The sequence below is a fragment of the Pseudomonas sp. FR229a genome (assembly GCF_030209115.1).
GTDB lineage: Bacteria > Pseudomonadota > Gammaproteobacteria > Pseudomonadales > Pseudomonadaceae > Aquipseudomonas > Aquipseudomonas moraviensis_A.
In genome coordinates this window covers 82,185-106,442 of sequence record NZ_JARVSP010000025.1, presented here as the reverse complement: position 1 = coordinate 106,442, position 24,258 = coordinate 82,185, and the positions used below count along the sequence as shown (strand labels likewise).

Genomic DNA, 24,258 nt, shown 5'->3' with positions numbered 1-24,258 from the left:
CGTGTCCGACGTTTAGTTTCGTTTACTTCCAGTCTCGCAATATCAGATGACGCCCACGGACCTTGTAGGCAAACTCCGAAACTCGTGTTCGGGCGCTGTGCCGCTCTATTGCGCTGTTTTCTGACGGGATACTCTCCGGACGTCGCTGACCCATTCAGTGATCGGGCTTGGTAACCCGGTGGAATAAGGCGCAACAGCGCACCCGACACGACTCAGGCGAAATCCCGTCCGAGCCCCTGTGTTATGGCAGCTGTGTGTGGGACGCTTTCGAGCGTGCCGGTTTCCTTGGTTCCCCGGTTTACCAACCTGCGCACAGCTGCCACCCATTCGCTTGGTATCGGATGTGGCAGCTCTCGAAATCAAGGGAACTGACCATGAACAATCCATCTGATCTTACAACCATCGGCTTCACCCCTTTCCTCTACAACTCGGATCAAGCGTTCTTCAACGTCGCTCCGGCATCCCGATCATCAATGCCTTGTCCCAATCCTCCGACCTGCTGTCCCTCGCCAAATCCTTCGCCGAGGACGCTGCCTTCATAAAAGACACCGACCGCCATGCCTGGGCCGCGCATTACCTGACAGTGATGGGCAAAGCCTTGATTGATGACGTGATCCAACCGTTGATGCCGCGACCTGCGCGGACGAAGACCGAGTCTGAATGAGAGATGCCTGAAAGCTTGTAGAGGTTTGCAGATCAAAAGATCGCAGCCTTCGGCAGCTCCTACATGGAATGCGAAACCTGTAGGAGCTGCCGAAGGCTGCGATCTTTTGATCTGAAGTTGCCGCCGACAAAAAAGCCCCCGCCAACCACAAGGCTGACGGGGGCTCTTTTTATAACGCGAAGTTACATCTCCACCTGCGTTCCCAACTCAATCACCCGGTTCAACGGCAAATTAAAGAACCGCAGATTGCCATTGGCATTCTTCAACATGAACGCAAACAACGCCTCACGCCAACGCGCCATGCCCTCGAGTTTCGAGGCGATCACCGTCTCGCGACTGAGGAAGTAAGTGGTACGCATCGGGCTGAAGTCGAGGTCTTCGAGGTGGCACAACTTCAACGCCTGTGGCACGTCCGGCTCGTCGGTGAAACCAAAGTGCAGGATCACCCGGAAGAAGCCCTCCCCGTGCGCTTCGACTTCGAAGCGACGGGATGGCGGCACACGCGGGATGTCTTCGTAGACCACCGTCAGCAACACCACTTGCTCATGCAACACCTGGTTATGCAGCAGGTTGTGCAACAGCGCGTGCGGCACGGCGTCGGAGCGTGCGGTGAGGAAGACTGCGGTGCCCTGCACGCGATGCGGTGGTTGCACGCGGATGCTGCTGATGAAGATCGGCAGCGGCAGCGCGCCTTCGTCGAGGCGTTCGACCAGCAGTTGCTTGCCGCGCTTCCAGGTGGTCATCAGCACGAACAGGGCGATACCGGCGATCACCGGGAAGGCGCCGCCCTGAACGATCTTCGGCACGTTGGCGGCGAAGTACAGGCCGTCCACCAGCAGGAAGCCAAGCAGCACCGGTACCGCAAGAATCGGTGGCCATTTCCACAGCAGCAGCATGACCGCCGACACCAGAATGGTGGTCATCAGCATGGTGCCGGTCACCGCCACGCCATAAGCCGAGGCCAGTGCGCCAGAGGATTCGAAGCCGATCACCAGCAGCACCACGCCGACCATCAGCGCCCAGTTCACCGCGCCGATGTAGATCTGGCCCTGCTCGTCGCTGGAGGTGTGCTGGATGTACATGCGCGGGATGTAGCCGAGCTGGATCGCCTGACGGGTCAGGGAGAAAGCGCCGGAAATCACCGCTTGCGAGGCGATCACCGTGGCCAGTGTCGACAGGCCGACCAACGGAATCAGCGCCCAGCTCGGTGCCAGCAGATAGAACGGGTTGCGCGCGGCGTCAGGATTTTCCAGCAGCAACGCACCCTGGCCAAAGTAATTCAGCACCAGCGCCGGCAGCACCAGCAAGAACCAGGCGCGAGCGATCGGCTTGCGGCCGAAGTGGCCCATGTCGGCGTACAGCGCTTCGGCGCCGGTCAGCGCCAGCACCACGGCGCCGAGAATCGCCACGCCCATGCCCGGATGCACGATGAAGAAATTCACCGCCCACATCGGATTGATTGCGTGCAGCACTTCCGGGGTATGGCTGATGCCGTACACGCCGAGGGCGCCGAGGACGACAAACCAGGTGACCATGATCGGCCCGAACAGGATGCCGATCCGCGCGGTACCGTGGCGCTGGATCAGAAACAACGCGACCAGCACGACCAGGGACAGCGGCACCACCCAGTGATCAATGCCGTCGAACGCCAGGCCGAGGCCTTCGATCGCTGATAACACGGAGATAGCCGGGGTGATCATGCTGTCGCCGTAGAACAGCGCCGCGCCGATCAGCCCGCAGACCACCAGCAGCGTGCGCAGGCGCTTGCGCCCCGCCGCTGCCCGCCGTGCCAGTGCGGTGAGGGCCATGATGCCGCCCTCGCCCTGGTTGTCGGCGCGCAGCACGAACATCATGTACTTGATCGAGACCACCCAGATCAGCGACCAGAAGATCAACGACAGAATGCCGAGTACGCCGTCGTGATTGACCGGCACACCGTATCCGCCGGAAAACACTTCCTTGAGGGTGTACAACGGGCTCGTGCCGATGTCGCCATAAACCACCCCGACCGCCGCGACCAGCATGCTCAGCGGTCTACTCGCCGAACCCTCGGCGCCCGCCGCATGACTACTTGCCTGACCCATCCAACACTCCTGATCTCGATACCGGCTTCTTTGAAGGAAGCACTATGCTTTGTATTGCAGCATGCGCTGTTTTACCTGTTGTTACAGACCAATGATTGACTGCAAGAAATCGGTAAAGCTCAACGGCGCGAAGCATAGCGCAGCACTCGTCGTATTTCCCCGTATAAAGCTGGTCAAGTGCGTTGCCCGCCGCTAGAATTGCGCACTTTTTGATCAGAGGCGCGCCCTAAGCGCCCATCCGTCGGTTTGCGCATCAAGCAAGCGACGTCACAAAACACCGAGGTTAGACATGTCCACCACTCCTGCGCCGGCCAATCCCAAGGTTGGCTTTGTATCTCTGGGTTGCCCGAAAGCACTGGTCGACTCCGAGCGCATCCTGACCCAGCTGCGCATGGAAGGTTATGACGTGGTGTCCACTTATCAGGACGCCGACGTTGTAGTCGTCAACACCTGCGGTTTCATCGATTCGGCCAAGGCTGAGTCGCTGGAAGTGATCGGCGAAGCGATCAAGGAAAACGGCAAGGTCATCGTTACTGGCTGCATGGGCGTGGAAGAAGGCAATATCCGCGACGTGCACCCGAGCGTGCTGGCCGTGACCGGTCCGCAGCAGTACGAGCAAGTGGTCAACGCCGTGCACGAAGTGGTGCCGCCGCGTCAGGATCACAACCCGCTGATCGACCTGGTGCCGCCGCAAGGCATCAAGCTGACCCCGCGCCACTACGCGTACCTGAAGATTTCCGAAGGCTGCAACCACAGCTGCTCGTTCTGCATCATCCCGTCGATGCGCGGCAAACTGGTCAGCCGTCCGGTGGGTGATGTGCTCGACGAAGCTCAGCGTCTGGTCAAATCCGGCGTCAAAGAGCTGCTGGTGATTTCGCAAGACACCAGCGCTTACGGCGTTGATGTGAAATACCGCACCGGTTTCTGGAACGGCGCGCCGGTGAAAACCCGCATGACCGAACTGTGCGAAGCCTTGAGCACGCTGGGCGTCTGGGTCCGCTTGCACTACGTTTACCCGTACCCGCACGTCGACGAGCTGATCCCGCTGATGGCCGCCGGCAAGATCCTGCCGTACCTGGACATCCCGTTCCAGCACGCAAGCCCGAAAGTCCTGAAGTCGATGAAACGCCCGGCGTTCGAAGACAAGACCCTGGCGCGCATCAAGAACTGGCGCGAAATCTGCCCGGACCTGATCATCCGTTCGACCTTCATCGTCGGCTTCCCGGGCGAAACCGAAGAAGACTTCCAGTACCTGCTCAACTGGCTGACCGAAGCCCAACTCGACCGCGTCGGATGCTTCCAGTACTCGCCAGTGGACGGCGCCCCGGCCAATGATCTGGATCTGGAGATTGTTCCGGACGAGGTCAAGCAGGATCGTTGGGAGCGCTTCATGGCGCACCAGCAGGCGATCAGCTCGGCCCGTCTGCAAATGCGCATTGGTCGCGAGATCGAAGTGCTGGTGGACGAAGTCGACGAGCAAGGCGCGGTCGGCCGCTGCTTCTTCGATGCGCCGGAGATCGATGGCAACGTGTTTATCGACAACGGCAGCAATCTGAAGCCGGGCGACAAGGTCTGGTGCAAGGTGACTGACGCTGACGAATATGATCTGTGGGCTGAGCAGATCTGATCTGAAGATCAAAAGCCCCTCACCCTAGCCCTCTCCCAGAGGGAGAGGGGACTGATTGAGGTGTTCTTGCAAGCTTCACCGACCTGAGCCTTCCAGTCGAACTCAGGTTTTGAAAAGCACAAAGATCAGCTCCCTTCCCCCTCGCCCCCTTGGGGGAGAGGGTTGGGGTGAGGGGGAGAGCTCTTGCCGGCGACAGAAATAGCCAGCCAGACACCGCAACAAAAACAAAAAGCCCCACTCTTTTTACAAGATGCGGGGCTTTTTTGCGGCTATCGTTTAGCGGGGGACGGACTCCCTTGAAACGTACAAGAGGCACACGCACATGCGTCAGCATTCGGTCATTCACACACCGAAAATCAGCGATTACCAAGAATTGACCCGGGTCTGGGAGGCCTCGGTCCGGGCGACTCATCAATTCCTGCCGGACAGCTACATCGAGCTGCTGCGCAATCTGGTGCTCACCCGCTATCTCGATGCGGTGATGCTGATCTGTACCAAAGACGCCCAGCAGCGCATCACCGGGTTTGCCGGAGTGGCGGCGGGCAAGATTGAAATGCTGTTCATCGATCCCGATCATCGTGGTCGTGGTTTGGGTAAACAGTTGCTCAGATATGCGATCGAACGGCTGAACGCCGACGAACTCGACGTCAACGAACAGAACCCGCAAGCCTTGGGCTTTTATGAAAAGCAGGGCTTCGAGGTGATTGGCCGCTCCGAGGTCGATGGCATGGGCCAGCCCTACCCGTTGCTGCATATGCGCTTGCGGCAGAATCAGCAGCGCTCAGGCAACGGCTGACACACCACAACCCTGTAGGAGTGAGCCTGCTCGCGATAGCGCCAGACCAGCCGACAACAATACTGAATGTCATAAAGCAATCGCGAGCAGGCTCACTCCTACAAATAACGATACCGAAATGGAACCGGGCTTAACCGCTTCCACACAGGTACAATGCCCACCCCTTTTTTGTTACGGCCCTGTCATGACTGACCCGATTCGCCTCTCCAAACGCCTCATCGAACTGGTTGGTTGCTCCCGCCGGGAGGCCGAGCTGTTCATTGAGGGCGGCTGGGTTACCGTGGACGGCGAAGTCATCGATGAGCCGCAATTCAAGGTTGGCGATCAAAAGGTCGAACTCGACAAGGACGCCAACGCCACCGCGCCGGAGCCGGTGACCATCCTGCTCAACGCCCCCGCCGGCATGGATGTCGACAGCGCAATGCAGTCGCTCAGCGCCGAAACCCTCAGCGAAGAGCACCGCTACGGCAAGCGCCCGTTGCGCGGACATTTCCTGCGCCTGACCGCCAGCGCCGACCTGCAGCCCAAGGCCAGCGGCCTGCTGGTGTTCACCCAGGACTGGAAAATCCTGCGCAAACTCACTGCCGACGCCGCGAAGATCGAGCAGGAATACATTGTTGAAGTAGAGGGTGAGATGGCTGCCCACGGCCTCAATCGCCTGCAGCACGGCCTGACCCACAAGGGCAGGGAGCTGCCACCGGTCAAGGCCAGCTGGCAGAACGAAAACCGTCTGCGCTTCGCCATGAAAAACCCGCAGCCGGGAATCATCGCGCAGTTCTGTGAGGCGGTCGGTCTCAAGGTGATCGGCATCCGCCGCATCCGCATCGGCGGCGTCTCGATCGGCAAGGTTCCGCTCGGCCAATGGCGCTACCTGTCCGGCAAAGAGAAGTTCTGACACTTCCACCGCCGTCCCACATTCCGGCAGCGCTCGCGAGCGCTGCCCACAACGCATCAGGAATACCGACATGGTTCATAACGACGTACTGCGCAGCGTGCGCTACATGCTCGACATCAGCGACAAGAAAGTCGTCGAGATCATCAAGCTCGGCGGCCTCGACGTCACGCTCGCCGATGTAATCACCTGGCTGGACAAGAAAGAAGAAGACGAAGAAGGTTTCGTGCGCTGCCCGGACGAAGTCATCGCCCACTTCCTTGATGGCCTGGTGATCTTCAAACGCGGCAAGGACGAAAGCCGTCCGCCGCAGCCGATCGAAGTGCCGGTGACCAACAACATCATCCTGAAAAAGCTGCGCGTGGCCTTCGAACTGAAAGAAGACGACATGCACGCGATTCTCAAGGCTGCCGAGTTTCCGGTGTCCAAGCCTGAGCTGAGCGCGCTGTTCCGCAAGGTTGGCCACACCAACTACCGCCCGTGTGGCGACCAGTTGCTGCGCAACTTCCTCAAGGGGCTCACGCTGCGCGTGAGAGCTTAAAAGCAGCTGCAAGCTACAAGTTGCCACACCGCGTTACTTGTAGCTTGCAGCTTGCCACTCGAAGCTGGCCGCATGGCCCCTCATTCCCTCTGAAAATAGTGGCTCCGCTTTTCGCGGCTGGCGACTAGGGTGTATTGATCCCTAATCTTCAGGACTCGCCATGCATCCCTACTTTTCCCTGCAAGGCCGCACCGCTCTGGTGACCGGCGGCACCCGTGGTATCGGCAAAATGATCGCCAGGGCCTTTGTCGAGTCCGGCGCCCGAGTCTACGTCTGCTCTCGCGACGCTGAAGCCTGCCATCAAACGGCTGAAGAACTCAGCGCCTTGGGCCAGTGCCACGGCGTGGCGGCGAACCTGGCGACGGAAGAAGGTGTGCAGGAGCTGGCTGCGCGCCTGGGGGAGCAGATCACTCATCTGGACATTCTGGTGAATAACGCCGGCACCACCTGGGGGGCGCCGTTGGAGAGCTACCCGGTCAAGGGCTGGGAGAAAGTCATGCAGCTCAACGTAACCTCGGTGTTCAGTTGCATCCAGCAGTTTCTGCCGTTGTTGCGCAAGGCTGGCTCGGCGGCGAATCCGGCGCGGATCATCAATATCGGTTCGGTGGCGGGAATTTCGTCGTTTGGCGAGCAGGCTTACGCCTATGGGCCGAGCAAAGCCGCGCTGCATCAGTTGTCGCGGATTCTCGCCCGGGAACTGGTGAGCCAGCACATCAACGTCAACGTGATTGCGCCGGGGCGCTTTCCGAGCAGGATGACGCAGCACATTGGTAATGATGAGCAGGCGTTGGCTGAGGATACTGCGCTGATTCCGATGAAGCGCTGGGGGCGTGAAGAGGAGATGGCGGCGCTGGCGATCAGCTTGGCGAGCACGGCGGGGGCCTACATGACGGGGAATATCATTCCGCTGGATGGTGGGTTCAGTCTGTAGGTCGGCGGTGCGGCCTTCGCGAGCAGACTCGCTCCCACAGGATTTGTGCACGACATAGATCCACTGTAGGAGTGAGCCTGCTCGCGATGGCGTCAGCCCAGTCGCCACCTGCCATGAGGTCTGCCGGGTTATCATGGCCGCCCTACCCCGCTTCGATCCCAAACCATGACCTACAGCGTTTCCCCCATCGGCTTCGTGCGCTCCTGCTTCAAGGAGAAGTTCGCCATTCCCCGCCAGCCCCAACTGGCCCCGGCTGCCCGGGGCGTGCTGGAGCTGGTCGCACCGTTCGATCAGGGTGACGCCGTGCAGGGGCTGGAACAGGTCAGCCACGTCTGGCTGTTGTTCCTGTTTCATCAAGCCCTGGAAGAAAAGCCGCGCCTGAAGGTGCGTCCGCCCCGGCTGGGCGGCAACAAGTCGATGGGCGTATTCGCCACCCGCGCCACACACCGACCGAACGGCATCGGTCAGTCGGTAGTGAAGCTGGACAAGGTTGAAGCCCATCGGCTGTTCATTTCCGGGATCGATTTGCTCGACGGGACCCCGGTGCTGGATATCAAGCCGTATGTGCCATACGCCGACATCATCCCGGAGGCGACCAATGACATCGCCAGCGCCGCGCCGCAGTTGATCGATGTGCAGTGGGCGGATTCGGCGCTACAACAGGCGCACATACACGCACAGCGCCTCGACGAGCCGCTGGTAGAGCTGATTGAGCAGTGTCTGGCGCAGGATCCACGTCCGGCGTATCAGACACCGGCGCCGGAACGGGAATATGGCGCGCAGTTCTGGGATCTGGACGTGCGCTGGCATTACCCGACGCCTGCGCAGATTTGCGTGCTGGAAGTCATCCCGGCTGGCGAATGACACCCGCAAACGAAAAAGCCCGCGCTGCCTTCTCAGGCTACGCGGGCTTTTTGCTTTTCTGTAGGAGTGAGCCTGCTCGCGATTTCGGTGGATCAGTCAAGATGGATTTCGACTGACGCGGCCCTATCGCGAGCAGGCTCACTCCTACAAGGGGTGTTATTTTTCGACGAACGCACGCTCGATCAGATAATCACCCGGCTCGCGCATCCGCGCCGAGATCTTCAGGCCGAAGCTGTCGAGCACTTCGCTGGTCTCGTCGAGCATGCTCGGGCTGCCGCAGATCATCGCGCGGTCGTCCTGCGGGTTGATCGGTGGCAGGCCGATGTCGCTGAACAGCTTGCCGCTGCGCATCAGGTCAGTCAGGCGGCCCTGATTCTCGAACGGCTCGCGGGTCACGGTCGGGTAGTAGATCAGCTTGTCACGCAGCGCCTCGCCGAAAAACTCGTTCTGCGGCAGGTGCTCGGTGATGAATTCGCGGTAGGCGACTTCGTTGACGTAACGCACGCCGTGAACCAGGATCACTTTCTCAAAGCGCTCGTAGGTTTCCGGGTCCTGAATGACGCTCATGAACGGCGCCAGACCGGTGCCGGTGCTCAGCAGGTACAAGTGCTTGCCCGGGTTCAGGTCATCAAGAACCAGCGTGCCGGTAGGCTTCTTCGAGATGATGATCTCGTCGCCTTCCTTCAAATGCTGCAGCTGGGAGGTCAGCGGACCGTCCTGTACCTTGATGCTGAAGAACTCGAGATGCTCTTCCCAGTTCGGGCTGGCGATCGAGTAAGCGCGCATAAGCGGGCGGCCGTTGGGTTGTTGCAGGCCGATCATCACGAACTGACCGTTCTCGAAGCGCAGGCCCGGATCGCGGGTGCACTTGAAGCTGAACAGAGTGTCGTTCCAGTGATGAACACTGAGGACACGCTCGTGGTTCATGTTGCTCATGTACGTTTGACTCCTGGAGATTGGTCTGCGCGGCTCGATGAGGCTTAACGTGCGCAATTGCATCGCATTCTAATAGCGACGACAATATCTGTTAACTGGATTATTAAGATAAGGGTTATCGGTTATATCGATATGCGATTTACTCTCCGTCAACTGCAAGTCTTCGTCGCCGTCGCCCAGCAGGAAAGCGTATCCCGTGCTGCGGGTCTGCTCAACCTCTCGCAATCGGCGGCCAGCACTTCGATCACCGAGCTCGAGCGCCAGTCCAGCTGCCAGCTGTTCGACCGCGCCGGTAAGCGCCTGAGTCTCAACGCCCTCGGTAAACAGCTGTTGCCGCAAGCGGTGGCCCTGCTCGATCAGGCCAAGGAAATCGAAGACCTGCTCAACGGCAAATCCGGTTTCGGCTCTTTATCAGTGGGGGCGACGCTGACCATTGGCAACTATCTGGCAACCCTGCTGATCGGCAGTTTCATGCAGCGCCACCCCGAAAGTCAGGTCAAGCTGCACGTGCAGAACACTGCCAATATCGTCCAACAAGTCGCGCATTACGAAATTGATCTGGGTCTGATTGAAGGCGATTGCAGCCATCCCGACATCGAAGTGCAGAGCTGGGTCGAAGATGAGCTGGTGGTGTTCTGCGCGCCACAGCATCCGTTGGCCAAGCGCGGCAGCGCGACAATGGAAGAGCTGACCCATGAGGCGTGGATTCTGCGGGAACAGGGTTCCGGCACGCGCCTGACCTTCGATCAAGCCATGCGCCACCACCGCAGTGCGCTGAACATTCGGCTGGAGCTGGAACACACTGAAGCGATCAAACGCGCGGTGGAGTCAGGGCTGGGGATTGGCTGTATCTCGCGGCTGGCGCTGCGCGATGCCTTCCGCCGCGGCAGCCTGGTGCCGGTCGAGACGCCGGATCTGGACCTGGCGCGGCAGTTCTATTTCATCTGGCATAAACAGAAGTACCAGACCTCGGCCATGCGCGAGTTTCTCGACCTGTGCCGCGCGTTTACCGCCGGGGTGCAGCGCAGCGACGAGATCGTCTTGCCGACCATCGCTTAAAGCAGAATCACCGCCCACACCAGCGCGATCATGCTCAATGCCACGAACTGCGCGGCGCTGCCCATGTCCTTGGCATTTTTAGACAGCGGATGCAATTCCAGCGAGATACGGTCAATGGCCGCTTCCACCGCCGAGTTGAGCAGCTCGACAATCAGCGCCAGCAAGCAAACCGCGATCAACACGGCCTGCTCGACTCGGCTGACATTGAGGAAGAATGTCAGCGGAATCAGCACCACGTTGAGCAGCACCAATTGGCGGAACGCTGCTTCGCCGGTGAAGGCGGCACGCAAGCCGTCAAGCGAATAGCCGGACGCGTTGAGGATGCGTTTCAGGCCGGTCTGGCCCTTGAAAGGTGACATAAAGAAGAAACCAACCAAAAAGGAGTGGGGAAGCTAGATCAACGAAAGTCAAAAAAGCGTGAAACAGCCAGTCATCACTGGCTCGGAATTGACTCAAGTTGTTGCAGCAGTAAAGCCGCTTGCGTGCGAGTGCGCACATTCAATTTGCGAAAGATCGCCGTGACGTGAGCCTTGATGGTCGCTTCCGACACGCTCAACTCGTAGGCGATCTGCTTGTTCAGCAGGCCTTCGCAGACCATGGTCAGCACGCGGAACTGTTGCGGCGTCAGGCTGGCCAGACCATCGCTGGCGGCTTTCGCCTCATCCGACACGCTCACCGCTTCGAAGGCTTGCGGCGGCCAGAACACATCGCCATCGAGGACTTTGCGCACCGCTTGCTGGATCACGTTCAAGTCGCTGGACTTGGGAATAAAGCCGCTGGCACCGAACTCGCGGGACTTGACCATCACCGAAGCTTCTTCCTGGGCCGAGACCATCACCACCGGAATCTGCGGATACTGTCCGCGCAGCATGACCAACCCGGAAAACCCGAAAGCGCCGGGCATGTTCAGATCCAGCAGGACCAGGTCCCAGTCAGACTTTTCGGTCAGGCGTGCTTCCAGTTCGGCGATGCTCGCCACTTCCACCAGCCGAACATCCGGGCCAAGGCCCAGCGTCACCGCTTGATGCAGGGCACTACGAAACAATGGGTGATCATCGGCAATCAGGATGTCGTATGTGGCCATTTTTCAAATGATCCTGTTTTTTGATGGCAGACCCGGTGCATTCCGGTCTGGCCAAAACAACTCAAGATGTCGCGTTTGAAGCGATATCCACAGGGGCACGTTCAACGCCAATCAACTGCAAAAACGGCGTTTCAAACCTTGGCCGCACCCTAATCGGCGCCAAGCATGCCCAGCGAAGCCGGGGTGGTCAAGCAAGATGGCCAGCGCTGTCGACAGTATGGGCCACTATCGGGCCAACTCCGGCTGCGGCTTTCGTATATAAGGCAACAACTCGGCGTGAGCGGCAGTTGATTCATTCAAGTCCAGTTGCTGCTTGGCACCCAGGTAATGCTGGCTGAACACATCGAAATAGGCGTCCAGTGCCGATGCCGCATCGCTGTCACCGGCCAGTTCCAGACATAACGCGGCGACTTCAGCGGTACACAAATGCTCGCTGCGAGTCGAGCGGCGCAAGCGATAGCGCGAGAGTTTGTCGGGCAGCAGACTGAGAATCGGCAAACGATCGAAATACGGACTCTTGCGGAAAATCTTGCGCGCTTCGGTCCAGGTCGCATCAAGCAGAATGAACAACGGACGCTTGCTGCTATCGACGCTCACCGTGTTGGTTACCCGCGACGGCTCGACATATTCACCCGGAAACACCAGATACGGCTGCCATTGCGGATCGTTGAGCAATGCGAGCATCTGCGGGTCAGGCTCGGTGCGCGACCAGATAAACGCGTGGTTGTCGCGCACGACGTCGGCAATCAGCCAGCCGGTGTTGCTGGGCTTGAACACTTCCTTGCCGGTCATGATCAGGCACACGCCGGAACGGGTGTCGACGCTCGGCCGCCACGCGCACAGGCAATGGCTGATGATCACTCGGCAATCACGGCAGCGCTCGGAGCGGAACCCGCGCGCCTGAATCGGCTTGATGCCTTCATCTTCGCGCTGATCGCGCAGGCGGGCCACGGCGTTGGGGGCATGGTTCATCGCAGGCGACACCGGCAGACAGGGAAACTCGACACGAACGACACTCGGCAGGGCAATAAAGGCCGGCAGTTTACCAGAGCGACGGCTACAAGCCTGTACCGTCCAGACCGGCTCCCCTATAATTCGCCGCCACTGAACGCACCGCCCCGTGACGGGTCGAACCACCAGTCACCGAATCAGGAGAGTTTCATGCTGCGCCTTATCGTTCCCACCGCTGCCATTCTGCTGGCGACGTCCTTTACCGCTCAGGCTGCGTCCCTGAGTGAGCAGAATCTGAACCGAGAGCTGCGCAACGTCGCCGCCCAAAGCAGCGTCGGCACGCCACGGGCGATCAATGAAGACATTCTTGATCAAGGCTACACCGTCGAAGGCACGCAGCTGATCAATCATCTGAGCGTGCAGAAGAGCCACGCCGACAAGATGCGCGCCGATCCCAAGGCTGTGTACTTCCAGTTGGGCGCGTCGGTCTGCAATAACCCGTCGTACCGCAAGCTGATGGCCAAGGGCGCGATCATGCGTTACGACTTCACCGAAGTGAAAACCAACAAAGCGATCGGCTCGGCGAGCTATCAGGAATCCGATTGCCCGAAAACTGCGCCCGCCAAGAAAAAGTAATCAGCGTGAAGCGTTAGCGCGCCGCTGTTCATCCTCGGCGCGCAGTTCCGCCACCAGCGCCTGCAGATAACGCGAGCGACGCTCGCCGCCAGCCAATCGTCGGCAGCACTCTTCCTCGAGACTCAATTGATTGGTCTTGGCCGACTCCTGCAACATTCGATACAGTTGCGTATCGATCTCCAGAACCACTCTGGCCATGCATCCCGCCTCCTTGCCACCCACGAATCCATGAATTGCCGGCCTTGCGCAAACGCAAGGTTGTCTTGCGACATCTGTATTTGAGTAAATCAGAGTGATGGCCCTTCGCGACACGTTCAGACGAGCGGCGAGGCTTTGTTGCAATTCAGTAAGCGGTTGCCACGCAAAACGTTACAGCGCACTGTTCAAGTCGGCACGAATGCGTGGGAGGGTCTAGATTCAGAGTATTCCCGATCATTCGTTAACGGCAGAAATGGAACTGCCGGCCCTGTGTGTTTTTGCAGTGCGGCTCGGACGTTCTCGTCAGAGTCACTCGCTCTGTGCAGAAGGAGACGTTGAATGCCCTATCAACCGAACGACCTCTTGAGCCGTCATTTTCAGGAACGCGGCGACCTTATCAGCCAGGTCGAAGCCCAACTCGACCATGTTTCCCCCAACAGCCCGAACATCCCCATCTACCGCGACATGATCCTGACTGTGCTGCGTATGGCTCAGGAAGACCACAACCGCTGGAACGCCAAGATCACCCTGCAAGCCCTGCGTGAACTGGAGCAGGCGTTTCGCGTGCTTGAGCAATTCAAGGGCCGGCGCAAAGTCACCGTATTCGGCTCGGCACGTACGCCAGTGGAACATCCGCTGTACGCGATGGCCCGCGAACTCGGCGCAGCGCTGACCCGTGCGGACATGATGGTCATCACCGGCGCCGGCGGCGGCATCATGGCCGCCGCCCACGAAGGGGCCGGGCGAGATCACAGCCTGGGTTTCAACATCACCCTGCCCTTCGAACAACATGCCAACCCCACCGTCGATGGCACCGACAATCTGTTGCCCTTCCACTTTTTCTTCACCCGCAAACTGTTCTTCGTCAAAGAGGCCGATGCGCTGGTGCTGTGCCCGGGCGGTTTTGGCACCCTTGATGAAGCGCTGGAAGTGCTGACGCTGATCCAGACCGGCAAAAGCCCATTGGTGCCGGTGGTGTTGCTGGATGTCCCGGGCGGGACGTTCTGGCAAGGCGCGCTGGATTTCATCCGCAACCAACTGGAAGACAACCGCTATATCCTGCCGACGGATATGAAGCTGATGCGGCTGGTCTACAGCGTTGAAGACGCGGTGGAAGAGATCAATCAGTTCTACAGCAACTTCCACTCCACCCGCTGGCTCAAGCGGCAGTTCGTGATACGCATGAACCACAAGCTCCGCGACCAGGCATTGGCGCAAATGCAAGAGGAGTTCGCTGATCTGTGCCTCAGCGACCAGTTTCATCAACACGCCTACAGTGGCGAAGAACATGATGATGCACAGTTCAGCCATCTGGCGCGGCTGGCGTTCGCCTTCAATGGCCGCACCCATGGTCGTCTGAGAGAGTTGGTTGACTTTATCAACCTGCCGGAAAACTGGGCAGACTCAAAACCGCCCACCGCACAACGCTCGCGCGAACCTTCCAATGTGATCTGAAGGCAAAAAAAAACGGCCCGCTATTTTTAAAAAATAGCGGGCCGTTTTTAGTTGAATCGGTTTAATCGTCCATCTCTCGACCGCTGAACAGTCGGTTGATCATCTCCATCGAGAACCCCCGATACGCCAGAAACCGGCCTTGCTTGGCTCGTTCTTTCGCATCAATCGGTAAATGCCCGGAAAACTTGCGTTGCCACGTGTCCTGAAGCTGCGCCTGCCAATTGATACCACTTTCGCGCAGAGCGACTTCGATATCGGTACGTTGCAAGCCCCGCTGGCTGAGCTCCTCACGAATTCGCAATGGGCCATAGCCGGAACGGGCTCGGTAGGAAACAAAACTTTCAAGGTATCGCGCTTCTGAAAGCAGTCCCTCTTCCGTCAGACGGTCGAGGGCTGTTTCGATCAGCTCCGCCTCGGCGCCCCGCTGACGCAGCTTGCGCGTCAACTCGACGCGACCATGCTCGCGGCGTGCGAGCAGGTCCATGGCGGTTCGCCGCACCGCGACGAGGGTATCCAGTACGGCGGTGGTCATCGCTGCGATCAGAGGTCAGCGTCGGCCAGGTCGTCTTCGGTCTCTTTGACCGCCGAGGCCTTGGAGTCTGCAATCACTGCTGGCGACAGCAGCTTGTCACGCAGTTGCTTCTCGAGCTTCGCGGCGATTTCCGGGTTGTCCGCCAGGAACTTGGCCGAGTTGGCCTTGCCCTGACCGATCTTGGTGCCTTCGTAGGCGTACCAGGCGCCGGACTTCTCGACGAAACCGTGCAACACACCCAGGTCGATCATCTCACCGTTGAGGTAGATGCCCTTGCCGTAAAGAATCTGGAATTCGGCCTGACGGAACGGCGAAGCCACCTTGTTCTTCACAACCTTGACGCGGGTTTCGCTGCCGACCACTTCGTCGCCTTCCTTCACCGCGCCGGTACGGCGGATGTCGAGACGAACCGAAGCGTAGAACTTCAGCGCGTTACCACCGGTGGTGGTTTCCGGGCTGCCGAACATCACGCCGATCTTCATACGGATCTGGTTGATGAAGATGACCAGGCAGTTGGCGTTCTTGATGTTACCGGTGATCTTACGCAGCGCCTGAGACATCAGACGTGCTTGCAGGCCGACGTGCATGTCGCCCATTTCACCTTCGATTTCAGCTTTCGGTACCAGTGCTGCCACGGAGTCGACGATGATCACGTCAACGGCGTTGGAGCGCACCAGCATGTCGGTGATTTCCAGGGCCTGTTCGCCGGTGTCCGGCTGGGAAACCAGCAGGTCGTCGACATTGACGCCCAGCTTGCCGGCGTACTCTGGATCGAGCGCATGCTCGGCGTCGACGAATGCGCAAGTCGCGCCGGCTTTTTGTGCCTGGGCGATGACCGACAGTGTCAGTGTGGTTTTACCGGAGGATTCAGGACCGTAGATTTCAACAATACGGCCTTTTGGCAGACCGCCGATGCCGAGTGCGATGTCCAGACCCAGAGAGCCAGTAGAGATGGCCGGGATCGCCTGACGGTCCTGATCGCCCATACGCATTACGGCACCCTTGCCGAATTGACGTTCGATCTGACCCAGGGCCGCAGCCAAGGCTTTCTTCTTGTTGTCGTCCATTAAAGTCCTCACGTAATCAATAAGGCCTGACGGCCAACACCTGTATAAGTAGCCAGTATTATTCCACAGCGTTCGAAGATCGCCTACCCCTGATTTTCGATTTCTCGTGCCGCTAGTCGCACAAGCCCCTCTAGCGCGGCCTTCACCGTTTGTCGGCGGACTTCATCACGGCCGCCGGGGAAGTGCTGAACCTCACTGTAAACCGCATCGCCCACACCCCAGGCGAGCCATACCGTGCCCACCGGCTTGTTCGGCGTGCCGCCGTCGGGGCCAGCGACGCCGCTGACCGCCACGGCAAAATGCGCCAGGCTGTGCTGCTGCGCACCGCGCACCATGGCCTCGACGACTTCGCGACTGACCGCGCCGACCGTTTCGAACAGTTCGTCCGGCACATTCAACTGCCGGGTTTTCTGCCGGTTGGAGTACGTCACGTAACCGGCTTCAAACCAGGCTGAGCTGCCTGGTATCCGCGTAATGGCCTCGGCAATCCCGCCACCGGTGCAGGACTCTGCAGTGGTGACGTGAGCATTGAGCACTTGCAGACGTCGGCCCAGTTCAGCGGCCAGTTGGGTGGTCTCTTTCACGGCGAGCTCCGGATCGTGTGGAATGTCTTCACCGTACACGAGCCGGCCATGCTTTCAATACACAGAATCATTCAAGATGTTCGGGCGCCAGTGCTCTGACATAGGCCTGACAGGCCTGCAAGGCAATCAATCCGCGGTCGCCGGTGTCGGTGATGGCGATAATTCGTTGAGCATGCGCCGGGTCAAGTCGGGCGCGTACGGTTGCAGAATCCACGCCGCCGGTGCCGGCGGTGGCTGGCACCGCGCAGCCGTGGGCAACGTCGGCGGCGTCGAGAAGGACTGACAACCGGACATCGGCAGTAGCAAGGCGATCGCGCAGGCGATCCTGATCACGTTGGGCATCGCTCAGCGCTCGATAATGGGTTTGTTCACTGGCCGCGAGTCGTTGCTCCAGCGCCAGGCGTTTATCCTGCTCGGCCTGTTGTGCGCTCGCGGCAGTTTGAGTGAGTTGACTCTGCGTCTCGGCGTTTAACCGCGCCTGCTCGGCCAATTGTCGCCCGTAGCGCCAGTCCTGAAATTGCCACGCCGCAGAGAAAACCCCGGCCGCCAGCAACAACAGGCCAATCACACGCCAGGAGCCGGACATAGCACCGTCCTCGCCCGCGCCCAGATTTCCAGACGATCCTGCAAGCCATTCAACCCGCCGTTGATTCGGCGGGTGATGGTGTTGAACTGGTCCGCGTCGGCCAGCTCGTTCAGGCCCTTCTGCGCCCAGAACCACGCCGCCGATTCGGCCGCCCATTGCGGTTGCTCGAGCAATTCGGGCAACGACAACAGACGCTCATCGCCAAACAAGTCGAGGCTGCATTGGCGGTAGTTGGCGCGACCGGTAATTTGTATGAGCCCACGGCCCCGGTATTTTTGCCCGTCGCCGTCCGCCTCGGGCGTATTGCCCAGACGCAGCGCCAGGGTGCCGGTGTCGTACTTGCTCAGGTATTGGTTATTGCCCAGTTCGCGCACGTAGCGCAATTGCCCCGACTCGTGACCGACCTGTGCGAGAAAGGCAGCGATTCGCTTGGGCGTATCGATGCGATGCCTGGCCATGGCAGTGTTGAGTACAGAAACAAAAACGCCCGCTTGGGAGCGGGCGTTGGGCATGATGTCGATAAGGTTGTTTTCGGTTATTTGCATGCTGCTTGATCCTCCCTGGATGTTGCTCCGATTCAATCACGGATGGCGACTTATGCTTGCCAGCCATTGTTTTCCGGAGTTTTCAGGCAATGAAGCCTGTGATCAACGCTGCTTCAGATTGCAGCGATCAACCACCCCGGAGCCACCGGCCGATGCTCGCTGAACGGGAAGAATGATCCCTGCGGCCAGTCCCGCAAGTCACGACGATAGGCCTGCAACTGTGCGTATTGCTCGGTAGTCAGCGTGGTACCGCCACCGTCCTCGAGCTCGTCCCGGTCACGCGCTACCAAACCGTCAGTGGCTGCCAACTGTGCCGTGCGCCAGGCGCGCTCGGCATCAGCGGCTGCATCCGGCGAAGGTGGCGGTGGATCGACCAGAATCGGATAGCCGTTAGTGGCGCTCACGCCAATCATTTTTGGCGTGACCGCCAACTGTTGCAGCAAGGAGATCCAGTAGCCCTGGGGAATCTCGATAACGTCGTCGGGAATGTCCGTCGAGTTGATACCCGGTACATACGCGCCGCAGGTGCTGGCGCTGAATAAAACATTGAAGGGGTTCATTCAGTAGCCCTTTGCAAAATAATTCACCGACCAGCCGCCGCTGACTTGACCTACGGCATTGCGAATTCTCAGCGTGCAGCCCTTCGCGCTGTACGCAGTTACCGCAACCATCGCCGCATCGCCACCGGTATGTGTCGCCACCAGCGAGAAATATCCCCTCGGAAACGTCAGCGGAAATGTCACGTAGACATCCCCCTCGGCATTCGAAACCCCCGTGCCCCACTGATCGATATTTCCACTGGCGTGTTTTTGATACCCGGGATTGCTGACCATCCCGGAAAACAGCGCGGCGTATTTCAGACTCGCGGTCCCGTAAACGGTCCAGATGCCACTCTCTCTGACAAAGTTGGCGCTCTCCCCGCTGTTCATCACTATCGAGCCCAAATAAGCGCCCTGTGGACTGATCTGCGCACCGGATTTACTCGCAACCGTAACCGGGGCGCTGTTGCGGCAGTGCAGCCCGATGGTCGCGCCATCCGGAACAGAGGCTGCGTCAGGCAGGGTGACGGTATAGGAAACGGTCCCCCCCATTCCGATCGAGCAACCGATATCAGCGCCCGTCAGTTGCGTTGCGGCGGATATTCCCCGTGCACTTGCGTAATTGCCTAACGCGCGCTGAACAAACTCAGCAGTGGCCACTGACCGACCTTTATCAAACTGGGCGGCAGTCAAAAACAGCGCCGGGCTGCGCAGTGCGCCCAGCAATTGATTATTGGTCGTCTCGTCCGGCGTTAAACCCGCCGCCTGCACAACACTCAGAATTTCCTGCGTTACACCATTTCCCCACACTGCAGGAATCAGCGAGCCCGGCGCTCCATTGGCAGGGTTTTCATCCACGAATCGGCCATTGACCAGGCCGATATTGGGCACGCTCTTTGGATAGTCCATTTTTCGTCTCCGGCTGTTATTCATTCAACGCCGAGTGGGCACGCCGCCGGCCTGGTCTTTCGACCGCAGCTGCAACCAGCAAGGAATGCTGCGCACGGCTGCCGGGGCTGATGTACTCGGCTCATGCAGCAAACATTCACTCGGGCTGCGTGGGCCAATCGATCGCACGAGGAAAAGCGGGCTGACTCTCGATCCTGGAAAGCAGTACCCGGTACTTTCTCCAGAGATCAAGCTGCGCCTGAGTCATCGGCAACTGCGTGATCTCTTCATTTGTTGCCATGTCCAAAGCCACGGAGTCCTGCAGGGTGCTGAGGTCACTCTGCAACTTTGCGATCATCGATGACGCCAATGCCGAGAGCCCGGAAGTCTTCATCCGCACTGCATCTTTCAGTGTCTCTTCGTCGGGTTCAGCGATCTCGCCGTATTCCAGCGCAACCGCCCGTTCAAACAACTCTCGACCGTGAGGCTCCGGATCTTTCGGCGAAGCCGTAAACGGTATTTCACCCAATGAATCGCTGGTCTCCTCGAAGGTGACCAACAGGTTCAACGAGGTATGTTCCACGTCGTTCCAGCAGGGCTGACGCGCACTCACAATTGTCATCATTTCAATAAACCCTCACGCATAGAGTGGTGGAGTCAGGGCTGGCCCCGTCAGAGTTTCGGATAGCTCCCATGATTCGCCAGGTGCCGGCAGGTGCTCCACCCCAGGCAGAGCCATCGGTAGCCGTGAACCGGCAGTTGACACCGGCGGCAAGCGCGCCCGGCCCCGTAGCGCCACCGCCGCCAACGACCAGCAAGGCATAAGAACCGACTACTCCAGCTTCTGCGGTGGATTGCGCGGCAACCGCTTTGGCATTACCGATGCCGTCGGTCCAGATGCTGCCCAGATCAGTTGCATCGACCTGTACCCGCAGAGACGAACCATCAGCCGCCCAGCCAATCATCACCGTGTTGTTCGACTGGAAGTTTCCCCCGCCCTGGCGAACCGGTGTAAACCCCAGACGCGGTTGCAACAGATAGACACCGTTATCGGCAGCACGCCGCATGTAGGGCTGATTCGGATCGTTGCTGGCAAACCCCGCCCAGGTGATGCCATCACTCAGAACTCGCGCATTGACTTGACCGGTGATCTCGGCACGCGTCATGCCATCCGTGATGCCATAGCCGGCGAGGGTCGAAGCTGTTCTCGCCAGCATCACGACTTCGTTATTGTTCCTGTTCCGCATATACGGGGAGGCGGGATTGCCACCTGCGAAACCGGCCACCGAACATGTATCCGAAGCGATCTTGGCGTCCAGCAAGCCATTGGTTGCACTCTTGCTGTAAACGTCCGTCACATTGGCCTTGGTGGCGGGGTCAAAGTTGGCCGAACACCACAGGTTGCCGAAACTGGTGGCATCAACCTGGATCAGGATGTTCTTGCCATCCCAGCCAATGGACACCGAGTTGCCGAGTTGTCCGGCACCACTGCCTTGTTTCACAAATGCACTGTTGGCAGCCACCTTGGTGTAAGCATCCGCGATGCCGTAGCCATCAAGAGTGGTCGGGTTAGAGCCGGCGGTTACCTGCCCCCGTGCATTGACCGTAACCTTGCGGTATTCGCCAGAGGCTACTCCGGTGTACCCCGCCAGTAATTCAAACGTCAGCGCTGTGGAGCCGACCTTGATCGGGCCTGGTGTGGTCAGTTGCCAAAGGCGAGACTTGTTCACCACGCCTTCATCGGTCGCAATGATAAAACTGCTGGTCACTTGGTAGTCCTGCGCCGCATCCACTGCGCGCGACCATGAACCGGCAGCCACCACGTAAACACCGTTCTGCGAGGCATTGGCCTGGTCTTTCACCAGCACTCGATCTGCCACGGCCAGTTGTACACCGTCGATGTCCTGCAAACCGCTGAGGGCAATTGTTCCCGTTGTCGCTACCCGCACCGAGTTCTTGAAGTCATGGGCGGCAAAACTCTGGATGGCCTGCAGCAACTGCGTTGAAACATCTTCTTCGGGCTGCATGCCAGCCGCTTTGATCACGTTCAGGATCTCTTGCGTAACGGCATTGCCCCAGGTTGCGGGGATCAAAGAGCCTGGCGTTCCTGCCACCGGGTCCTCGTCCACGAACTGTCCATTCACCAGCCCGACACCGGGGGTGCTTCTTGGGTAATCCATAGTTTTCAACCTCTAGTCGTAATTGATATGCACGCGGGTATGAGCAGGTGCACTGCGGTGGATAAGGCACTCCAGGGCGCTACCGGGATTCACGCCAAAGCGTTCGCCCCAATAACTGGCGCCAAACCGGCGACCGATGAATTGCCGCCCTCCGGTGTTGAGTGTCCACATGAACTGTGCCTGCCAGCTGCCAAAGTGCCCGCTACCAAACCGTGAGCGCCCCATTCGCGGCGCCCTCAACTCAGTCACGGTGGCGTTGGGATAGCCTTGGCTTCGGGCAATTTCAACGAAGTAGCCAATGTTCTGGCTGCCTACTGCTAGCAGGCGCCGGCGCACAGCCAGACGACGGTCGTCGAACAAAGGCTTCTGTCCAAGGCACGGGTCAGGCAAATTCATGACCTGCTCCCAATCGGGTACCAGCTCGCTGACGCCCGCCGGATCCATTTCGTTTTGCAGGTCGACGGCGCGCGCGTCCAGACGCGACAGTTCCAGGGAAATGCTCCCGAGCACTGCATCCAGTTCCGGCACTCGCTCCGGATCCCAGGCCGGACCACTGGGCAGCAGGTTGCGTAGCTGGGCCTGATATTGCGCAGCTGTTCTCATGCCTCCCATACGCAACCCCCAAAGGTCAGTAGCTGGTGTTCGGTTGGCACGACATTACCGACGGGCGCAATCAATTGGTGGTCGTACTCGCCGGTGGCACTGCTGATCGCTTCGCGAATGTGACTCTGCAGCAAGGTATCCCCCAAGCCGGTTTCGCGGTTGTGCAAGTCACGTAACTGCGCTTCCACCGCCGCACGGACAGCGCTGGTATCGGGGCTCAAACGCAATTCATAGGTGACCGGGACCTGCTCCGGTGCCAGCACATGCAACTCGGCGGTGACCGGACGCAATGGCTCGATATAGGCCTGAACCTCGGCCAGTTGCTCTGCCGCGGGAATCGGCTGCGTGTCGTCATCGCGCATGATGAACAGGCGGACAATGCCCATACTGCCCTCACCGCCACGGCACCACGCCCGCGTCACACCCGGCACTTCCAGTGCCCAGGTTTCGTAATCGCTGGCCGCGCCGCCGTGGGGAATCACCCGATAGGAACGAATCACCCGCGAGCGCAGTGACTCGAGGCTTTCGCGCGCCACGCCACCGCTGAGGCCCGGCGCCAGCACCACGAAGCTGTTGCCGACGATGCCGGCAATCGGTTGCACCGGGGTCAGCGTCAGACCGGCATCAGCGTTGCCCAGGCTGCCGGCCTCCAGCGCCGCAATCGTGGTGCTGTTACTGCCACTGACGGTGGTGCGCGCGGTGGTGACTTTGTAGGTGCGGCCATCGTTCGCTTGCAACAGCGTGTCAACGTCGAGCACGGCGCCAGGCGTGGCCGTAAAGCTGACGCTGCCGGTAGCCACTTGTGCAGCTTTGCGCGGCTGGTTCAGGCGCAGCGCGGCGATGCGTTCCAGGGTCGACTCGTCAGCCTTGTCGGGCAGGATCTGCTGGGCAATCCAGTCGAGATAACCGTACAGGCCATAAACGGCGCCGCCGAGGGTACGGGCCAGCACTTGCGCATCGGACTGGCGCAGCGAATCGCCGGCCAGGTCGCTTTGGGTGCGCTTGATCAGCACCGGCAGCGAAGGGGTTTCAAACGGCATAGATCACCTGCCAACTGTTATCGGGGTTGATGTCCAGACGTTCGCCGTCGGCCAGCGTCAGGACCGTGCGCAGGTTCAGGCGCTGGGCATCGAGGCGTTCGCTGATGATGTCGATGGCGCTGCAGTGGCCGTCGTCGAGCAGCCACTGCAGGGCTTCGCGGGCATAGAACTCGGCGTCCATTTGCGTCTGCCGGGTCAGCTTGACCCGGCGTAACAGCCACAGCCGCGAGCCGATGCGATCGTCTGCAACCGTAGGAAAACTGTCGCCCCACCAGCCGAAGCGTTCATCGTCATCAAGGGCGTCGTCATCGGCGGCGCGACGCCAGGTGAACAGGCTGATGAGCACGGCGCGGGTCAGTGCGGCGTGGAGGTTCTGGCTGATAAACATCATTGCCCTCCTGCCGGCGCGCCGGTCTGACCGTTACCGGCCTGCACGCCAACGTGGACGTGTTTGATCTGGCTGATGCCGCCGGCCAGTTGATCACCGGTGGAAACGATCTTGCCGGTCTGGTTGATCACCGGCGTATCGAAATTCACCGCGCTGCTGGCGCGGATGTTCAGCGTGGCGGTTTCGATGTCGATGATCCGCCCGCGCTTGAAGTGAATCCTGTCGCCCTCATCGGTGTAGATCGCCACTTCACCGGCAGCCAGTGCTTGCAAGCGATAGCGTCGGTCGGCGATGACCAGGGCGATGGCGTGGGAGCGGTCGCCGCCGATGAAGGTGACGATCCCTTCTGCGCCAGCCAGCGGATGGCTGGTGAAACCGTAGGGTTCGAAGTGTTCGAGGTCGTCGTTGACTTCACCGGCGGTGAGGCGCATTTGCAGCGATTGCAGTTTCGAAGCCGAATTGGCGAGCACGACAGTGCCGCGCGCCAGCAGGCGTGTCAGTAGGCTCATGGTTTTTTCTCAAAAAGGTGGGCACAACGCGATCAACTGTAGGAGTGAGCCTGCTCGCGATGGCGGCATGACAGTCGAC

28 protein-coding genes and 1 pseudogene are annotated in these 24,258 nt (G+C 59.6%); 10 read left to right on the top strand and 19 right to left on the bottom strand.

The window, feature by feature from the left end; genetic code table 11:
- The first annotated feature begins 374 nt into the window (after positions 1-374).
- Positions 375-664, top strand: a pseudogene (locus QRN33_RS20560) (DUF3077 domain-containing protein).
- Positions 665-846: 182 nt separating this feature from the next.
- Here the strand turns inward: QRN33_RS20560 and QRN33_RS20555 are convergent.
- The gene (locus QRN33_RS20555; protein WP_371857548.1) at positions 847-2,688 is read right to left on the bottom strand and encodes a potassium transporter Kup; all 1,842 of its coding nucleotides are present in this window, start codon (positions 2,686-2,688) and stop codon (positions 847-849) included.
- 349 nt (positions 2,689-3,037) lie between these two features.
- Between QRN33_RS20555 and rimO the strand changes: the two genes are divergently transcribed.
- The 6 genes from rimO to tsaA all read left to right on the top strand — a co-directional run bounded on the left by rimO (position 3,038) and on the right by tsaA (position 8,399).
- The gene (gene rimO / locus QRN33_RS20550; protein WP_042607049.1) at positions 3,038-4,375 is read left to right on the top strand and encodes a 30S ribosomal protein S12 methylthiotransferase RimO; all 1,338 of its coding nucleotides are present in this window, start codon (positions 3,038-3,040) and stop codon (positions 4,373-4,375) included.
- A gap of 322 nt (positions 4,376-4,697) precedes the next feature.
- The gene (locus QRN33_RS20545) at positions 4,698-5,171 is read left to right on the top strand and encodes a GNAT family N-acetyltransferase (protein ID WP_285409767.1); all 474 of its coding nucleotides are present in this window, start codon (positions 4,698-4,700) and stop codon (positions 5,169-5,171) included.
- Positions 5,172-5,355: 184 nt separating this feature from the next.
- Positions 5,356-6,066, top strand: a complete 711-nt coding sequence (locus QRN33_RS26755) for an rRNA pseudouridine synthase (protein WP_285409765.1) — start codon at positions 5,356-5,358, stop codon at positions 6,064-6,066.
- Between the two features lie 70 nt (positions 6,067-6,136).
- Complete coding sequence (locus QRN33_RS20535; RefSeq protein WP_042607045.1) at positions 6,137-6,604, top strand: YehS family protein; 468 nt, start codon at positions 6,137-6,139, stop codon at positions 6,602-6,604.
- Positions 6,605-6,764: 160 nt separating this feature from the next.
- On the top strand, positions 6,765-7,535 hold the full coding sequence (locus QRN33_RS20530; RefSeq protein ID WP_285409763.1) for an SDR family oxidoreductase: 771 nt from the start codon (positions 6,765-6,767) through the stop codon (positions 7,533-7,535).
- 165 nt (positions 7,536-7,700) lie between these two features.
- Positions 7,701-8,399 (top strand): tRNA (N6-threonylcarbamoyladenosine(37)-N6)-methyltransferase TrmO, encoded by a 699-nt coding sequence (gene tsaA, locus QRN33_RS20525; protein WP_285409762.1) that lies wholly within the window; start codon positions 7,701-7,703, stop codon positions 8,397-8,399.
- A gap of 156 nt (positions 8,400-8,555) precedes the next feature.
- On the opposite strand, the gene fpr is transcribed toward tsaA, so the two are convergent.
- Entirely contained in the window at positions 8,556-9,335 is a 780-nt protein-coding gene (gene fpr, locus QRN33_RS20520) for a ferredoxin-NADP reductase (protein ID WP_007908723.1), read from the bottom strand.
- A gap of 132 nt (positions 9,336-9,467) precedes the next feature.
- Here fpr and QRN33_RS20515 point away from each other — a divergent pair, with 132 nt between their 5' ends.
- Positions 9,468-10,394: a LysR family transcriptional regulator gene (locus tag QRN33_RS20515; RefSeq protein WP_042607042.1), complete on the top strand. Its 927-nt coding sequence runs from the start codon at positions 9,468-9,470 to the stop codon at positions 10,392-10,394.
- Here the strand turns inward: QRN33_RS20515 and QRN33_RS20510 are convergent.
- The 3 genes from QRN33_RS20510 to QRN33_RS20500 form a co-directional block, all read right to left on the bottom strand.
- The gene (locus tag QRN33_RS20510) at positions 10,391-10,753 is read right to left on the bottom strand and encodes a diacylglycerol kinase (RefSeq protein ID WP_042607041.1); all 363 of its coding nucleotides are present in this window, start codon (positions 10,751-10,753) and stop codon (positions 10,391-10,393) included. The two genes, QRN33_RS20515 and QRN33_RS20510, sit on opposite strands and share 4 nt — an antisense overlap.
- Positions 10,754-10,827: 74 nt before the next feature.
- Positions 10,828-11,478 (bottom strand): response regulator transcription factor ErdR, encoded by a 651-nt coding sequence (gene erdR, locus QRN33_RS20505; protein ID WP_027611090.1) that lies wholly within the window; start codon positions 11,476-11,478, stop codon positions 10,828-10,830.
- A gap of 225 nt (positions 11,479-11,703) precedes the next feature.
- Complete coding sequence (locus tag QRN33_RS20500) at positions 11,704-12,450, bottom strand: tRNA-uridine aminocarboxypropyltransferase (RefSeq protein ID WP_285409760.1); 747 nt, start codon at positions 12,448-12,450, stop codon at positions 11,704-11,706.
- 189 nt (positions 12,451-12,639) lie between these two features.
- On the opposite strand from QRN33_RS20500, the gene QRN33_RS20495 reads away from it, so the two are divergent.
- Positions 12,640-13,065 carry a PA3611 family quorum-sensing-regulated virulence factor gene (locus tag QRN33_RS20495; protein WP_083352136.1) on the top strand — a complete coding sequence of 142 codons (426 nt, stop codon included), beginning with the start codon at positions 12,640-12,642 and terminating at the stop codon, positions 13,063-13,065.
- On the opposite strand, the gene QRN33_RS20490 is transcribed toward QRN33_RS20495, so the two are convergent.
- Positions 13,066-13,263 carry a hypothetical protein gene (locus QRN33_RS20490; protein WP_039762578.1) on the bottom strand — a complete coding sequence of 66 codons (198 nt, stop codon included), beginning with the start codon at positions 13,261-13,263 and terminating at the stop codon, positions 13,066-13,068.
- 339 nt (positions 13,264-13,602) lie between these two features.
- Here QRN33_RS20490 and QRN33_RS20485 point away from each other — a divergent pair, with 339 nt between their 5' ends.
- A complete protein-coding gene (locus QRN33_RS20485; protein WP_042607038.1) occupies positions 13,603-14,718 on the top strand; it encodes an LOG family protein in 1,116 nt (371 codons plus the stop codon).
- Positions 14,719-14,779: 61 nt separating this feature from the next.
- Here QRN33_RS20485 and recX read toward each other — a convergent pair whose 3' ends face one another.
- The 13 genes from recX to QRN33_RS20420 all read right to left on the bottom strand — a co-directional run bounded on the left by recX (position 14,780) and on the right by QRN33_RS20420 (position 24,179).
- Complete coding sequence (recX, locus tag QRN33_RS20480; RefSeq protein ID WP_042607037.1) at positions 14,780-15,250, bottom strand: recombination regulator RecX; 471 nt, start codon at positions 15,248-15,250, stop codon at positions 14,780-14,782.
- An 8-nt stretch (positions 15,251-15,258) separates the two neighbouring features.
- Entirely contained in the window at positions 15,259-16,317 is a 1,059-nt protein-coding gene (gene recA / locus QRN33_RS20475) for a recombinase RecA (RefSeq protein WP_024011876.1), read from the bottom strand.
- An 83-nt stretch (positions 16,318-16,400) separates the two neighbouring features.
- A complete protein-coding gene (locus tag QRN33_RS20470) occupies positions 16,401-16,901 on the bottom strand; it encodes a CinA family protein (RefSeq protein ID WP_064364288.1) in 501 nt (166 codons plus the stop codon).
- A 67-nt stretch (positions 16,902-16,968) separates the two neighbouring features.
- Positions 16,969-17,487, bottom strand: a complete 519-nt coding sequence (locus QRN33_RS20465; RefSeq protein ID WP_285409755.1) for a lysis system i-spanin subunit Rz — start codon at positions 17,485-17,487, stop codon at positions 16,969-16,971.
- The gene (locus QRN33_RS20460) at positions 17,466-18,032 is read right to left on the bottom strand and encodes a glycoside hydrolase family 19 protein (RefSeq protein ID WP_285409753.1); all 567 of its coding nucleotides are present in this window, start codon (positions 18,030-18,032) and stop codon (positions 17,466-17,468) included. Before QRN33_RS20460 ends, QRN33_RS20465 begins: the two co-directional genes overlap by 22 nt.
- A 113-nt stretch (positions 18,033-18,145) precedes the next feature.
- Positions 18,146-18,592: a tail fiber assembly protein gene (locus QRN33_RS20455; RefSeq protein ID WP_083352133.1), complete on the bottom strand. Its 447-nt coding sequence runs from the start codon at positions 18,590-18,592 to the stop codon at positions 18,146-18,148.
- Complete coding sequence (locus QRN33_RS20450; RefSeq protein ID WP_083352132.1) at positions 18,593-19,480, bottom strand: gp53-like domain-containing protein; 888 nt, start codon at positions 19,478-19,480, stop codon at positions 18,593-18,595.
- 136 nt (positions 19,481-19,616) lie between these two features.
- Positions 19,617-20,027, bottom strand: coding sequence for a tail fiber assembly protein (locus tag QRN33_RS20445; protein WP_285409751.1), 411 nt, complete (start codon positions 20,025-20,027; stop codon positions 19,617-19,619).
- A gap of 58 nt (positions 20,028-20,085) precedes the next feature.
- Entirely contained in the window at positions 20,086-21,639 is a 1,554-nt protein-coding gene (locus QRN33_RS20440; RefSeq protein ID WP_285409749.1) for a phage tail protein, read from the bottom strand.
- Positions 21,640-21,651: 12 nt separating this feature from the next.
- On the bottom strand, positions 21,652-22,251 hold the full coding sequence (locus QRN33_RS20435) for a YmfQ family protein (protein ID WP_285409747.1): 600 nt from the start codon (positions 22,249-22,251) through the stop codon (positions 21,652-21,654).
- On the bottom strand, positions 22,239-23,282 hold the full coding sequence (locus QRN33_RS20430; RefSeq protein WP_285409745.1) for a baseplate J/gp47 family protein: 1,044 nt from the start codon (positions 23,280-23,282) through the stop codon (positions 22,239-22,241). The genes QRN33_RS20435 and QRN33_RS20430 overlap by 13 nt, the downstream gene beginning before the upstream one ends.
- On the bottom strand, positions 23,272-23,670 hold the full coding sequence (locus QRN33_RS20425) for a phage GP46 family protein (RefSeq protein ID WP_042607026.1): 399 nt from the start codon (positions 23,668-23,670) through the stop codon (positions 23,272-23,274). Before QRN33_RS20425 ends, QRN33_RS20430 begins: the two co-directional genes overlap by 11 nt.
- On the bottom strand, positions 23,670-24,179 hold the full coding sequence (locus tag QRN33_RS20420) for a phage baseplate assembly protein V (protein WP_116658366.1): 510 nt from the start codon (positions 24,177-24,179) through the stop codon (positions 23,670-23,672). The genes QRN33_RS20425 and QRN33_RS20420 overlap by 1 nt, the downstream gene beginning before the upstream one ends.
- Positions 24,180-24,258 lie beyond the last annotated feature (79 nt).